The sequence below is a fragment of the Caulobacter sp. GW821-FHT10A06 genome, from assembly GCF_059415805.1.
On the sequence record NZ_JBWKNY010000003.1, the window covers coordinates 525,686 to 539,500 of the forward strand.

Here is a 13,815-nt window from a genome sequence, read left to right on the forward strand (position 1 = left end):
CTCTCCCCGTGTTCTCGCATCGCAACAACGCTTGAGGACTAAACTCGGCTATGCGCGCCCGTTTGATTTCGGGTCTTGGAAGCGAGGCTGAGACAACTGTTTGAAAGTGGCAAGGGGAAACTTGTGCGTCGCAGCATAGCGCTGCGGAAGGTTGCTCGCGCTGGTGGGGCGGGCGAGGGTGCAGCCATGATCCACCTGTCGTTTCCTGAACCGTCGATCGCCCTGATCGAACTGGACACCGCCCCCGCCAACGTCCTGGCCATGGCCGAACGCGCAAGGCTGCTGGAGGCCTTCGCCGCCGTGGAAGCCGACCGCGCGGTGCGGGTCGCGATCCTGACCGGCCGCAACGGCGCCTTCTGCACGGGCGACGACCTGGCCGAGTCCCTGTCGCGCGACGTGGAAACCCAGAGCGCGGCGATCCTCCACTTCCTGGCCATGTGCGACACCGTCGCCGCCTGCCGGGTCCCGGTGATCGCGGCGGTGGACGGCTGGTGCATCGGCGGCGGCCTGGAGCTGGCGCTGGCTTGCGACATCCGCCTGGCTAGCGACCGGGCGAGCTTCGCCTGCTCGGCGGTGCGGATGGGGCTCACGGCGTCGGCCGACCGCCTGACGGCGCTGATCGGCCAAAGTCGCGCCAAACCGCATCTGCTGACCGGCGCGCCCTTCGACGCCGCGCGGGCGCTGGCGGATGGGGTAGCGGCCGAGGTTCATCCGGCCGAGGACTTACTGGATGCGGCGCTGGCGATGGCGAAGCTCATCGCCTCCCGCGCGCCGCTCGCCATCGAGGCGACCAAGCGCGTGGCGTCAGGCGTCTCGACGACGGAGGCGGAAACGCCGGGCCTGGCCGCGACGGCCGATCACGCCGAGGCGCGGGCGGCGTTCATCGCCAAGCGGCCAGCGGTGTTCAAGGGGCGCTAGCGGCGCGCCTGGCGAGCGGCGTAGCGCGCGTCGCGTTTGGCCTTGGCGTCGAGCGCGGACAGCGCCTTGCGCTCCTTGCGCTCGCCACGCTTGGCGGTGAGTTCGGCGGCCTGCGCATCGGCGACGGCCTGGGCATCGGCGGCCAGGGTCGCCGCGGCGGCGTCCTGCTTGGCGGTCTTGGCGAGGGCGCGGTCGGCGCGAACCTGGGCCAGCATCACCTTGCGCTCGCTCGTCCTGTCGATGCGCTCCAGCGCGGGACGAGCCTCTTGAGGCTTGAAGCGGGAGAGCAGCGCCTGACGGGCGGCTGCGGCGGTCTTGAGGCGATCTGCGAAGCCGGCGTTGGGCGTGTTCTGCACGAAGTCTTTCTGGATGAAGGAAAAGGCGTTGGCCCCCGAACCTGGCGGATCGAGGGCCTTGAGGCTTAGACCGCTTGAAGCTGGCCGGCCGAGGTCTTGCCGCTGCGCTGGTCCTGCTCGAGCTCGTAGCCGATCTTCTGGCCTTCCTGCAGCGAGCCGAGGCTCGACCGCTCGACGGCCGAAGCGTGGACGAAGACGTCCTGGCCGCCATTGTCAGGTTGAATGAAGCCGAAGCCCTTGGTCGAGTTGAACCACTTCACGGTACCGGTTGCCATGGGAAACACCTTTCAGGTGTGAATGTTCTCACGCCTCGGTCGAGACGTAACGTCAAATTCGAAGAGGAGCGGAGACAGACCCGGAAGCTCAATCCTGAGATTGAAACCTGGAGAGCGACCGTAGCCAAGGCGATATTCGATTTTCAGACACTGGCACGGGCGCGTCTTCATAGCGAGCTATTATTTTATTTTTCCAGTTGTCCGGCGAAGTTTACTTGAGTGCTTCTGCGTCTGAACTGAAGCTTCCGCACCCGCGAACGCCCACATTGCATCGCAGCAAAACCAGGCTCATGATCCTCGATAATCAAGAGCCATAAGCGCCGCCTCGGGAGCTCCGCCATGTCCTCGACGCCGTACCAGCATGCGCCGGATCCGCCGTGGATCTTCCGCACCTATGCCGGCCACTCGACGGCGGAGAAGTCCAACGCGCTGTATCGGGCCAACCTCTCCAAGGGGCAGACGGGGCTGTCGGTGGCGTTCGATCTGCCGACCCAGACCGGCTACGACCCCGACCACATCCTGGCGCGCGGCGAGGTCGGCAAGGTGGGCGTGCCGATCAGCCATCTGGGCGACATGCGCCAGCTCTTCAGCGAGATCCCGCTGGAGAAGATGAACACCTCCATGACCATCAACGCGCCGGCCGCCTGGCTGCTGGCGATGTACGTGGCGCTGGCCGACGAGCAGGGGGCTGACCGGGCCCTGCTGCAGGGCACGACGCAGAATGATCTGATCAAGGAGTATCTGTCGCGCGGGACCTACATCTTCCCGCCGCAGCCGTCGTTGCGGCTGATCGGCGACATGATCGCCTGGTGCTATCGCGAGGTTCCCAAGTGGAACCCGATGAACGTCTGCAGCTACCACCTGCAGGAGGCGGGCGCGACGCCGGAGCAGGAGCTGGCCTTCGCCCTGGCCACGGCGATCTCGGTGCTGGACACGGTGAAGGCGGGCGGCCAGGTGCCGGACGAGGACTTCGAGATCGTCGCCTCGCGGATCAGCTTCTTCGTCAATGCCGGCGTGCGGTTCGTGACCGAGCTGTGCAAGATGCGGTCGTTCACCAAGCTGTGGGACCAGATCCTGCTGGAGCGCTACGGCGTGCAGGACAAGAAGGCGCGGCGGTTCCGCTACGGGGTGCAGGTCAACAGCCTGGGGCTGACCGAGCCGCAGCCCGAGAACAACGTCTACCGCATCTTGATCGAAGCCCTGGCCGTCACGCTCAGCAAGGACGCCCGCTGCCGGGCCCTGCAGCTGCCGGCCTGGAACGAGGCCCTGGGCCTGCCGCGGCCGTGGGACCAGCAGTGGTCGCTGCGGATGCAGCAGGTGCTGGCCTACGAGACCGACCTGCTGGAATACGAGGATCTGTTCGACGGCTCCCACGTGGTCGAAGCCAAGGTCGCCGAGCTGTCGAAGGGCGCGCTGGAACAGCTGGCCTTGATCGACGAGATGGGCGGGGCGTCCAGCGCCATCGACTGGATGAAAGGCCAGCTGGTGGCCTCCAACGCCCAGCGGGTCCGCGCGGTCGAGACCGGCGACCTGACCGTGGTGGGCGTCAACCGCTGGACCGACACCGAGGTCTCGCCGCTGTCGGCGGGGGAGGGGGCGATCGAGACGGTCGACCCGCGCCTCGAGGCCGATGTCGTCACGCGGCTGAAGGCCTGGCGCGAGGCTCGCGACGCCGAGGCGGTGCAGGCCGCGCTCGCCGACTTGCAAGCCGCCGCTCGCGACGGCCGCAACGTCATGGAGCCCTCGATCACCGCCGCCAAGGCCGGCGTCACCACCGGCGAATGGGCCGGCGCCCTGCGCGAGGTGTTCGGCGAATACCGAGGCCCGACCGGCGTGGCGATCGTGGTCTCCACCAACGAGGCCGAGGACGTCGAGGCGGTGAAGGCGGAGGTCGAACGGGTCTCCGAATTGCTGGGCCGCACCCTGACCTATCTGGTCGGCAAGCCGGGCCTCGACGGCCACTCCAACGGCGCCGAACAGATCGCCACCCGCGCCCGCGCCGTCGGCATGGAGGTCGTCTACGATGGCATCCGCTCGACCCCGGAAGAGATCGTCCGCCGCGCCAAGGAAAGCCGCGCCCACGTGGTCGGCCTGTCGATCCTGTCGGGCTCGCACCTGGACCTGGTGCAAGAGGTCATCCGGGTGATGCGCGCCGAGGGCCTGGGGCACATCCCCGTCGTCGCCGGCGGCATTATCCCCGAAGCCGACGCCCTGGTGCTCAAGCAGATGGGCGTGGCGCGGATCTACACGCCCAAGGACTTCCGGATCACCGAGATCATGGGGGATGTGGTGCGGCTGGTGGAGGCGACGGCGCTGGAGCGGGCGTGAGCTGATGGATACCGATCACCACGCAATTCATTCGGTCCTGCGTGAGCGGATCGTCGAGCACGTCTTCCTCGGCGGACTGTTGCAATGGCTGTGGCGCGCGCGCCGCTTCGATGTCGAGGTGCTGCGGGCGGAGTTCGACGCGGGCGGCTACGACTTGGTTATCCGCTGCGGTCCGACCGTGCGGTATATTCAGCTGAAGGTCGCTCGGCGGGGCGGCGCGACGGCTTCGGTGAAGGTCAGCCTCGCGCTCGTGGGACGCCCCGGCGGGTGCGTCATCTGGATCGTCGTTGATGACGATCTGAACCTCGACCATTTTCGCTGGTTTGGAACGGTCCCGGAAATGGCGCTGCCCAGCCTGGAGGCCCTCAAGGTGGCGAGGCACGTGAAGGGCAACGCCAAGGGCGAGAAGCTCGAGCGCGTGAACCATCGTGTGCTTCCCAAAGGAAGGTTCGAACGGATCAACGGTTTCGAGGCTTTGGTCGACCGTCTCTTCCCGATCCGGGATGAAGCTTAGAGCCCTCCTCTCCGCGTGCTATGATCACGCCATGACCCTGGACGAGGCCCTGACCAGACTGCGCGCGGCCAAGCCGCTGCTCGACCGCTACGGCGTCGCGCGGGTGGGCGTGTTCGGCTCGACGGCGCGGGGCGAGGCGGGGCCGGACAGCGATGTGGATGTGCTGGTGGAGTTCGCGCCTGATCAACATCCCGGCCTGGCCTTCTTCCGCTTGCAGGATGACTTGGCTGAGGTTCTGGCAAGTGAGATCGATCTGGTGACGCCTGACGGTCTGCACAGGCTGGTGCGCGATCGTGTCCTGCATGAAGTGGCCTATGTCTAAGGCGGAGCGGGACGCCGAATTGCGGTTGGACGATATCCTGCAGGCTATCGAACGGATCCGATCCTACGTCGCCGATGCTGACTTCGCCCGATTTCAAGCTGAGCTGATGCTGTTCGATGCGGTGTCGATGAATGTTCTCGTCATCGGCGAGTCGATTGGTCGGCTACCCGATCGGCTCAAAGAGCGGCTGGGCGGGTTACCTTGGAAGAGCATCGTCGCCGTCCGAAACCTGGTGGCGCACGGCTATCCGGAGCTAGACCCGAAGATCGTCTGGGACATTGCCACGACCAAGCTCGATGAGTTGGAGGCAGTGATCGCGCCGATGTTCGCCGAAACGCAGAAACCCTAGCTCCGCCCCAACCGCCAAGCCGCCACAAACCCCACGACGGCCAGCGGCAGGAACGCCCCGAACAGCACCAGCCCCTGCGTCGGGGCCAGGGCCAGGTCGATCCCGTGGCTGAAGCCCAGGATGTTGGCCATCGCGCCGGCGCCGGCCGCGCCGACGGCGCCGCCGATCAGTTGGGCAGTGGGCACCGCGCCCGAGGCCATGGCCTGTTCGTCGGCCGGGGCGCCGGCGATGGCGCGGCGGGCGATGAAGGCGTGCGCCAGGCCAAAGCCCGAGCCCATGACCAGGAAGGCGGCGGCGATCTCCCACAGATTGCCGCGCGCCACGGTCCAGGCGCTGAGCGCCGCGCCCAGCAGGATCACGCCGGCCCCGATGCGGACCAGGCGGCCGTCCTTGTCGGCGGGGGTGTGGCCGAAGACCATGGCGCACAGGGTCCAGCCGGCGGCGATGGCGCCGGTGACATAGCCCGCCGTCAGGGGCGAGGCGTGGTGGCGGGCCTGGATGAAGGCGGGGCCGTAGACGGTGAAGCCGATCACCGCCGCCTCGCAGGCGAAGATGATCAGCAGGCCAAGGCCCGTGGCGGTCTTGAGGTCGGCGGCCGACTTGGGCAGCAGGCGGTCGTGGGTGCGGGTGTTGGCGGCCAGCATGGCGGCCATGCCGATGACGCCGCCGACCGCCAGGATCGCCGCCCACTGGGCCGAGGCGACGACGCCGGCGCCGCCGATCAGGCTGACGCCGATGACCAGCAGGATCAGCTGCACGGTGGGGATCCGGCCTCGCCCCGCGTCCTTGTTGCCGACGGGCAGCATGACCATGACGGCGGCCACGAAGATGATCGCCTGGACCACGAACATCCAGAACGCCCCGCGCCAGAAGCCGGCGGCGGCGAACAGGCCGCCCAGCAGCGGGCCCAGCAGGGTCGCCGCGCCCCAGATCCCGGCCACGGCGCCATAGACGCGCGGCCACAGATGCTCGGGGAAGAGCGCGGTGATGGCCACGTAGCACAGGGCGACCACGGCCCCTGCGCCCAGGCCCTGGATCAGCCGGCCCAGGATGAAGGTGACGAACTCGGGCGCCAGGGCGCTCATCGCGCAGCCGATGGCGTAGACGAGGCCGGTCAGGGCGGTGGCGGTGCGTAGGCCGAGCGCCATGGACAGCTTGCCCGAACAGGCCCCGGCGACGATCGAGCCGGTGAGGTAGGCCGCCACCGACCAGCCGAAATACTGGTAGCCGCCGATCTCGCGGGCGACGCTGGGCATGATGGTGGCGGTGACCAGGGTGTCGGCGGCGTTCAGCCAGATGCCGAGACACAGGAGGGCGAAGCGCGGCGCCAGGTCCTTGTCGATCTTCAGTCCGGCGGCCATGGGGTCCCCTCCCTTTGATCCCCCATCTAGGGTGATGCGGGGCCTAAGTGAACCCGGGCGAGGGCGTGACGTTGGTCCGGAGTGAAGCTCGTCTCGCCCCAGACCCTTGCGCTTGCCCAGCTGTGGTCGGTCCTGATCGACCTGGCCCTGGCCGGCATGCTGGCCTTCCTGCTGGTCGATCGCCTGGCGCCGCCGCAGGACCTGCCGTGGAAGCCGTTCTCGCTGAACCAGCCGATCGGCCTGGCGACGGCGGGCAAGCTGGCGGTGATCTCGGCGGACCCGGCCAAGTGTCGCGCGGCGCTGAAGGCCGGCGGGATCGGCTTCGTAGACCAGCCCGCGCGGGAAGAGGGCTTCTGCTCGACTCGCGACACGGTGCGGGCGCCGAGCCTGCTGGCCCCGAAGGCGCCGGTCATGACCTGTCCGCTGGCCCTGCGCTACGCCCTGTGGGAGCGGCAGGTGGCGGCTCCGAAGGCGCGTGAGATCCTGGGCTCGCCGGTGATCCGGATCGACCAGCTGGGGACCTATGCCTGCCGCACGATCTATGGCCGCCCCGGCGAACGGCCCAGCGAGCACGCTCGCGCCAACGCCCTGGACGTGGCCGGTTTCCGCACCGCCGACGGCCGGCGGATCACGGTGCTGAAGGACTTCCGCGCCGACACACAAGAGGGCCGCTTCGTCCGGGCCGCGCGTGACGGCGCCTGCCGGGTGTTCGGGGTGACGCTGAGCCCCGACTACAACGCCGAACACGCCGACCATCTGCACCTGAACCCGGCGGGTTACAGTCTTTGCCGCTGATGACAGTGGGGGAGGTTGAACCCGTCGCCATGGTCGTGCTTGGGTGCGGCGTTAACCTTTTGCTCCCGTAAGGCGCTCCCCCGCTCCATGCGTTATCGCGTACCCCACAACCCGCGCATCGAGCACGAGGTTCGCCACCGCGCGCGCTATGCCCGCTATGCGGGCCTGGTGATCCTGTGGCTGATCGTGCTGCTGATGGCCTTCGTGGCCGAGCGCAAGATCCCCGACCAGCACCTGCCGTGGAAGCCGCTCAGCGTGGTCGATCCCGTCGGCCTGGCCACGCGGGTCAAGGCGGCGCGGGCGGGGGCGGACCCCAAGCTGTGTCGCGGGATCATGAGCCGGGCCGGCGTGACCTATGCCGAGGTCCCCGACCGTTCCGAGGGCGAGTTCTGCCAGCTGCGCGACGCCGTCCAGCTGCAGGCGGGCCTGGCCAGGTTCGAGCCGGCCGAGGCGCCGCTGGTCTGCAAGGAGGCCCTGGCCCTGACCATCTGGGAGCGCCAGGTGGTGCAGCCGGCCGCCGACGAGCTCTTGGGCCAGGGCGTCTCGTCCCTGGTGCACTACGGGTCCTATGCCTGCCGCCGGATGTACGGCCTGCAGGAGGGGCCGGTCAGCGAGCACGCCACCGCCGACGCCATCGACGTGGCCGGTTTCCGGCTGGCCGACGGCTCGGTGATCAGCGTGGCCACCGACTGGACAGATCCGGGCCCGCGCGGCCAGTTCCTGCGGCGCGTGCGGGACGGCGCCTGCAAGGTGTTCCTGACCACGCTGAGCCCGGACTACAACGCCGAGCACCGCGACCACTTCCACCTGGATATGAGCGGGTGGACGAAGTGCGCGTGACGCCGCGCTAGAGCGTCTTGGCCAGCGCTTCGAGCTGGCCGGCGACCGTGCCCCAGCCTTCGTGGAAGCCCATCTGTTCGTGCATGGCCTTGTCCTCGGCGCTCCAGTGGCGGGCCACGGCGCGGTAGCGGGTCTTGCCGTCGCCCAGGTCCTCGAAGGTGACGATGGCGACCATGAACGGCTTGGCCGAGGGCTGCCAGGTTTCGGTGAAGGCGTCGGTGAAGACGATCTTCTTGTTCGGCACGACTTCCAGATAGACGCCCGGCTGCGGCATGACCTCGCCGTTGGGGCCGTGCATTTCCAGATAGGTGTTGCCGCCGGTGCGCACGTCGGTGCGGACGTTCTTGACGGTCCAGGGCTTGGGGCAGAACCACTGCTCCATCAGCTCCGGCGTGGTCCAGCACTTGTAGAGCTTGTCGGCCGGCGCATCGAGGACGCGGTCGAGGACCAGCTCGCGGTCGGCGGGGAATTCAGCAGCGGTGTCGAGGGCCATGGGGGCGTTTCCTATGTTGGGTTGGAGTGAACTCTCGCCTCAAGGACGGGCCGCTTCCACCATCCCCGACACCAGGGCGAAACTTTTTTCGCGGGGGCTCGTTGGCGTCTCACACCAACACCAGGAGCGACCGTCATGCCCGAACGCGAAGACGCTTACGAACCCACCAGCGTCGAGGTCGAACGCAACATCCAGCAAGGCGGCGGCGTCGGCGCCCGTGACCTGGCGCGCCAGGCCGAGCCGTCGGTGATCGTGCCGGAGGACGCGGATGAGGACGATGCGGTCGAGGAGTCGATCGGGCGGGCGCATCCGCACGAGTAGCGGGGCCGCCCTCGTCCTTCGACAGGCTCAGGATGAGGGCTACTTTAGGCGCCGTTTCAGTAGAGACCTCATCCTGAGCTTGTCGAAGGACGAGGTCTCGGCTCCTCAGGCTTGACCCCAACCCCTCCCCGCCGCACTCTCCTTTCAAACAAGTGTTTAGGGAGCGCGCCGTGAACCTCTTCGACCTGACCGGCAAGGTGGCGATCATCACCGGATCCTCGCGCGGGATCGGCAAGGCGATCGCCGAGCGGATGGCGCAGCACGGGGCCAAGGTGGTGATCTCGTCGCGCAAGCTGGAGCCCTGCGAAGAGGTCGCCGCCGCGCTGAACGCCAAGCACGGCGACGGCACGGCCATCGCGGTCCCGGCCAACATCGCCTCCAAGGACGACCTGCAGACCCTGGTCGACGAGACGCTGAAGGCGTTCGGCCAGGTCGACATCTGCGTCTGCAACGCCGCCAGCAATCCTTATTACGGCCCGCTGGCCGGGATCAGCGACGACCAGTTCCGCAAGATCCTGGACAACAACATCATCAGCAATCACTGGCTGATCGGCATGGTCGCGCCGGCGATGCGCGAGCGGAAGGACGGGGCGATCATCATCGTCTCGTCGATCGGTGGCCTGCGCGGCAACGCCATCATCGGGGCCTACAACATCTCAAAGGCCGCCGACTTCCAGCTGGCCCGCAACCTGGCCCACGAGTTCGGCCCCGACAACGTGCGGGTCAACTGCATCGCGCCGGGCTTGATCAAGACCGACTTCGCCAAGGCGCTGTGGGACAATCCCGAGACCCTGGAGCGCTCGACCAAGGGCGTGCCGCTACGCCGAATCGGCGAGCCGGACGAGTTGGCCGGGGCGGCGATCTACCTGGCCTCAAAGGCCGGCAGCTTCATGACTGGACAAGCTCTGGTAGTGGATGGGGGCGCAACGATCTAATCCTTGCAACCTCGGCGGTAAGCTTAACCCTTCCCACATCTATACCCGCGAAATCTGCGGGCCAATGCGACGCTTGCTCACGTCCCTTGCGCTGTTTGTCAGTCTCGCGGCCTCCGCCGCCGGGGCGCAGACCAGTATTCCTCAAACAAGCGCACCCTTGGGCCAGCGCCTGGACCAGCTGAGCCGCGAGATCGGCGCGCACGAGGTCCGCCATCCGCCGCGCGGCAACGAAGACATCGAGCGGGCCGGCCGGCGGTCGATCCAGGAGCACGGCAACGCCCGGCTCTATGGCCTGTGGCGGGTGCTGTACGCCTATAAGAGCAACCAGATCCCCGGCCGCTTCGACGCCTGGGCCAAGGAGGCCCGCGAGGTCGCCGCCCGCGATCACGACACGACCCTGGCGACGCTGGTCGACCTGGAGACCATCGCCTATCGCCACGAGACGCGGGGCTTTCGCGCCTTCACCGAGGCCGACTGGAACCGGTTCATGCTGCGGTCGGGCTCGGACATCCGACTGATGGCCGGGATCGAGCGGGTGCGCCATCTGGGGCAGGTGGGGCGCTGGGCGCAGGCCGCCCGCCTGGCCGCCGACCTGACCACGGATCTCGAGAAACGCGGCCGCATCGCCCAGCCGCTGCTGGCCGAGCTGCATCAGGTGCACAGCTACACGCTGTCGGACATCGGCGACAAGGAAGGGGCCCTGGACCACATGGCCCAGGCCGCGCGGCTGGACGAGCGCGACGTCTTCTACCTGCGCCGGATCGAGCGGATCTACGACATCGCCTACACCGCCGCCGACCTGGGCGAGCTGGACGCGGCCGAGCGCTTCTCGGACCTGCATCACAAGATGACCACGGCCGACGGCGACAAGGACCTGCTGACCTGGGACCGCTTCCTGTGCGCCCGGATCGCCGCCTATCGCAACGCGCCGCAACGGGTGCTGGACTGCGTGGCGCCCGCCGCCGCCAACCTGGCCGCGCCGGACCGCCGGCTGCAGGTGCTGATGCTGGGCCAGCGCGCCCTGGCGCAGGCCCAGCTGGGCCAGGCCGCCGCGGCCCGCGCGGATCTGGCCCGCCTGAAGGCCATCCCGACCACCTTGGCGGCGCGTGACCCGCACCTGGAAAACCTGATCAGCGCCTATATCGACCAGGCCGAGGGTAGGGGCGCCGACGCCTTCCGCAAGCTGGACGCCTGGCGGCGCATCGACGGCGTCGAGGCCGAGCGCGCCCACTCGCGCAGCGTCGCCGAGATGTCGTCGGCCCTGGATAGCGAACTGCGCGCCAAGCGTGACGACAACCGCCGCCTGACCGAGGAGGTGCGCCTGTCGCGCAGCCTGGCGCGCGCCTCGGTGGTCATCGCCCTGCTGCTGGGCGTGCTGGTCGCCGGCGGCGTGGCCTGGGCCGTGCACCAGCGCCGGGCCTCGCGCCGCTTCAAGGACGCGCAGGAGCACGCCGAGGCCGCCAACAAGGCCAAGTCGGCGTTCCTGGCGGTGATGAGCCACGAGCTGCGCACGCCCTTGAACGGCATGCTGGGCGTTGGCCAGGCCCTGCGCGCCGGCAAGCTGACCTCCGAACAGAAAGATCAGGTCGACCTGATCATGGACAGCGGCGACACCCTGCTGGTGCTGCTGAACGACATTCTGGACCTCTCCAAGATCGAGGCCGGCAAGCTGGAGATCGCGCCCACGGTCGGCGACCTGGTCCAGACCTGCTCGCGCCTGGTCAACGGCTACCAGCCCACGGCCCGCGAGAAGGGCGTCTGCCTGACCTTCAAGCTGGAGAGCGAGGCCCCGGGGCCGCTGATGTTCGACGGGGTGCGGGTGCGCCAGTGCCTGACGAACCTCGTTTCCAACGCCCTGAAGTTCACCACCCACGGCAAGGTCGAGGTGGCCCTGGCCTGCTATCCGGAAGACGACGGGCCCAATGGAATGGGAAGGGTGCGCGTGCGCCTGCGCGTGGCCGACACGGGCATCGGCATGAACACGGCCACGGTCGGCAAGCTGTTCCGGCCCTTCGTCCAGGCCGACGCCTCGACCACCCGCAATTTCGGCGGCACGGGCCTGGGGCTGAACATCACCCGCCGCCTGGTCGAGCTTATGCGCGGCGAGATCCGCGTCGAGAGCGAGGAGGGGCTGGGCTCGGTCTTCACCATCGAGATGCTGGTCGACGCCGCCGAGGCCGCCGACGTCCCGGTCTGGGAGGCCGATGCGGGCGACGAGGAGGCCGGCGGCTTCGCGGCGCTGCAAGGGCGCCGGGTGCTGGTGGTCGACGACCATCCGGTCAACCGCCGGGTCATCCGCCTGTTCCTCGAGCCGTTCGACTGCGAGCTGATCGAGGCCGAGAACGGCCAGCAGGCCCTGGACGCCCTGGAAGGCCAGCCGGTCGACATCGTGCTGATGGACGTCAACATGCCGGTGCTGGACGGCCTGGAAGCCACGCGGCGGCTGCGCAAGGATCCGCGGTTCGTACGGTTGCCGGTGATCGCCCTGACGGCCGACGTGATGAGCGCGCAGATCAAGACGTGCCTGGAGGCGGGCTGCGATGCCCACGTGGCCAAGCCGATCGACCTGCGGAATCTGCTGTCGGCGATGGACCGGTGCCTGGCGCGGGGTGTCGCGCGGGAGCTGATGGCGGGGCTGAGCGCGCTTTAGGGCCTTAGATCCTCCCCCGCGATGCGGGGGAGGTGGCCCAGAGGGTCGGAGGGGCCAGCTGGACGCATGCCGCGTTAGCCCCCTCAGTCGCTCCGCGACAGCTCCCCCGTATCACGGGGGAGCATCTGTCAGGCGAAAGCAGCCTTCGCCCTCGCCAACCGCTCCAACGCCGCATCCAGTGTCTCGTCCTTCTTGGCGAAGCACAGCCGCACCACGTTCGTCACCGGATCCTCGGCGAAGAACGCCGACACCGGGATTGCGGCCACCCCGAACTCCACGACACACCGCTCGCAGAACGTCACGTCGTCCAGCGCCACGCCGGACGCCGTCAGGTCGACGTTCAGGAAGTAGGTCCCCTGGCTCTCCAGCACCACATACCCCGCCGCCCTTAGTCCCGCCGTCAGGCGGTCCCGCGACCGCTGCAGATCAGCCGGCATCTCGTCGAACCAGGCGCGGTGGTGCTCCAGCCCCCACGCCACACCCGCCTGCAGGTTCGGCGGCGTCGTGAAGGTCAGGAACTGGTGCGCGGCCGCCAGGGCCTTGGTCAGGGCGGGGGCGGCCATCAGGAAACCAACCTTCCAGCCGGTCATGCCGAACAGCTTGCCGGCCGAGCCGATCTTCACCGTCCGCTCGCGCATGCCGGGGAAGGTGATCAGCGGACTGTGCTTACGGCCGTCGAAGACCACGGCTTCCCAGACCTCGTCACACACCGCGATGGTGTCGTGCTTCACGCAGAACTCGGCGAGCAGCGCCAAGTCCTCGTCGGGCGTGACGACGCCGGCCGGGTTCAGGGGGCTGTTGAGGACGACCATGCGGGTCCTGTCGCTGAACACCGCCTCCAGCATCTCGCGGGTGAAGCGCCAGTCCGGCGGGGTCAGGCGGACCAGTTTCGGCACGCCGCCCGCCCTGCGGACCAGCGGCAGGTAGGCGTCGTACAGCGGCTGGAACAGCACCACCTCGTCGCCGGGCGAGATCAGCGCCGTGAACGCGGCCGCCAGGGCCTCGGTCGCGCCGGAGGTGACGACGATCTCGGTGTCAGGGTCCAGCTGCAGGTCCTGCGTCCGGCCGTAGTGTCCGGCGACGGCGGCGCGCAGCTCGGGCAGGCCGCGCATCGGCGGATACTGGTTGGAGCCCTCGATCAGCGCCCTGGCGGCGGCTTCGCGCACGGGCAGGGGGCCTTGGTCGTCGGGAAAACCCTGGCCCAGATTGATCGCGCCATGCTGGCGGGCCAGGCCGCTCATGCGCTCGAAGATGGTGGTCGGCAGGTTGTCGAAGACGGGGTGAACCATGGGGCGTTGCGTAGCATAGATCCTCCCCCGTGATACGGGGGAGGTGGCCCGGAGGGCCGGAGGGGGCCA

At 68.5% G+C, this 13,815-nt stretch carries 15 protein-coding genes; 10 read left to right on the top strand and 5 right to left on the bottom strand.

What is annotated here, in order from left to right; translation table 11 throughout:
• Nucleotides 1-186: 186 nt before the first annotated feature.
• The gene (locus AC07NF_RS10205) at nt 187-918 is read left to right on the top strand and encodes an enoyl-CoA hydratase/isomerase family protein (RefSeq protein WP_494631907.1); all 732 of its coding nucleotides are present in this window, start codon (nt 187-189) and stop codon (nt 916-918) included.
• On the opposite strand, the gene AC07NF_RS10210 is transcribed toward AC07NF_RS10205, so the two are convergent.
• A complete protein-coding gene (locus tag AC07NF_RS10210) occupies nt 915-1,274 on the bottom strand; it encodes a DUF6481 family protein (protein ID WP_492814337.1) in 360 nt (119 codons plus the stop codon). The two genes, AC07NF_RS10205 and AC07NF_RS10210, sit on opposite strands and share 4 nt — an antisense overlap.
• Nucleotides 1,275-1,339: 65 nt before the next feature.
• Nucleotides 1,340-1,549: a cold-shock protein gene (locus AC07NF_RS10215; RefSeq protein WP_492814339.1), complete on the bottom strand. Its 210-nt coding sequence runs from the start codon at nt 1,547-1,549 to the stop codon at nt 1,340-1,342.
• A 339-nt stretch (nt 1,550-1,888) separates the two neighbouring features.
• On the opposite strand from AC07NF_RS10215, the gene AC07NF_RS10220 reads away from it, so the two are divergent.
• Genes AC07NF_RS10220 through AC07NF_RS10235 form a run of 4 tightly spaced genes read left to right on the top strand, consistent with a single transcriptional unit; the run spans nt 1,889 to nt 5,062 of the window.
• Complete coding sequence (locus AC07NF_RS10220) at nt 1,889-3,877, top strand: methylmalonyl-CoA mutase family protein (RefSeq protein WP_494631906.1); 1,989 nt, start codon at nt 1,889-1,891, stop codon at nt 3,875-3,877.
• 4 nt (nt 3,878-3,881) lie between these two features.
• On the top strand, nt 3,882-4,391 hold the full coding sequence (locus tag AC07NF_RS10225) for a hypothetical protein (protein WP_494631905.1): 510 nt from the start codon (nt 3,882-3,884) through the stop codon (nt 4,389-4,391).
• A 31-nt stretch (nt 4,392-4,422) separates the two neighbouring features.
• Entirely contained in the window at nt 4,423-4,713 is a 291-nt protein-coding gene (locus AC07NF_RS10230; protein ID WP_494631904.1) for a nucleotidyltransferase family protein, read from the top strand.
• Nucleotides 4,694-5,062, top strand: coding sequence for a HepT-like ribonuclease domain-containing protein (locus AC07NF_RS10235; protein WP_494631903.1), 369 nt, complete (start codon nt 4,694-4,696; stop codon nt 5,060-5,062). The genes AC07NF_RS10230 and AC07NF_RS10235 overlap by 20 nt, the downstream gene beginning before the upstream one ends.
• Here the strand turns inward: AC07NF_RS10235 and AC07NF_RS10240 are convergent.
• Nucleotides 5,059-6,423 carry an MFS transporter gene (locus AC07NF_RS10240; protein ID WP_494631901.1) on the bottom strand — a complete coding sequence of 455 codons (1,365 nt, stop codon included), beginning with the start codon at nt 6,421-6,423 and terminating at the stop codon, nt 5,059-5,061. The two genes, AC07NF_RS10235 and AC07NF_RS10240, sit on opposite strands and share 4 nt — an antisense overlap.
• Before the next feature lie 81 nt (nt 6,424-6,504).
• Between AC07NF_RS10240 and AC07NF_RS10245 the strand changes: the two genes are divergently transcribed.
• Together AC07NF_RS10245 and AC07NF_RS10250 are read left to right on the top strand one after the other, a co-directional pair.
• Nucleotides 6,505-7,218: an extensin-like domain-containing protein gene (locus AC07NF_RS10245; protein WP_494631899.1), complete on the top strand. Its 714-nt coding sequence runs from the start codon at nt 6,505-6,507 to the stop codon at nt 7,216-7,218.
• Nucleotides 7,219-7,305: 87 nt separating this feature from the next.
• Complete coding sequence (locus AC07NF_RS10250) at nt 7,306-8,058, top strand: extensin-like domain-containing protein (RefSeq protein ID WP_494631898.1); 753 nt, start codon at nt 7,306-7,308, stop codon at nt 8,056-8,058.
• 7 nt (nt 8,059-8,065) lie between these two features.
• Here AC07NF_RS10250 and AC07NF_RS10255 read toward each other — a convergent pair whose 3' ends face one another.
• On the bottom strand, nt 8,066-8,551 hold the full coding sequence (locus AC07NF_RS10255) for an SRPBCC family protein (RefSeq protein WP_492814352.1): 486 nt from the start codon (nt 8,549-8,551) through the stop codon (nt 8,066-8,068).
• Between the two features lie 135 nt (nt 8,552-8,686).
• On the opposite strand from AC07NF_RS10255, the gene AC07NF_RS10260 reads away from it, so the two are divergent.
• From AC07NF_RS10260 to AC07NF_RS10270, 3 genes are all read left to right on the top strand, one after another.
• Entirely contained in the window at nt 8,687-8,872 is a 186-nt protein-coding gene (locus AC07NF_RS10260) for a hypothetical protein (RefSeq protein WP_454758654.1), read from the top strand.
• A gap of 170 nt (nt 8,873-9,042) precedes the next feature.
• Nucleotides 9,043-9,807: an SDR family oxidoreductase gene (locus AC07NF_RS10265; protein ID WP_494631897.1), complete on the top strand. Its 765-nt coding sequence runs from the start codon at nt 9,043-9,045 to the stop codon at nt 9,805-9,807.
• A gap of 64 nt (nt 9,808-9,871) precedes the next feature.
• On the top strand, nt 9,872-12,457 hold the full coding sequence (locus tag AC07NF_RS10270; protein ID WP_494631896.1) for a hybrid sensor histidine kinase/response regulator: 2,586 nt from the start codon (nt 9,872-9,874) through the stop codon (nt 12,455-12,457).
• A 128-nt stretch (nt 12,458-12,585) separates the two neighbouring features.
• On the opposite strand, the gene AC07NF_RS10275 is transcribed toward AC07NF_RS10270, so the two are convergent.
• Nucleotides 12,586-13,746, bottom strand: a complete 1,161-nt coding sequence (locus AC07NF_RS10275; RefSeq protein ID WP_494631895.1) for an aminotransferase — start codon at nt 13,744-13,746, stop codon at nt 12,586-12,588.
• Nucleotides 13,747-13,815 lie beyond the last annotated feature (69 nt).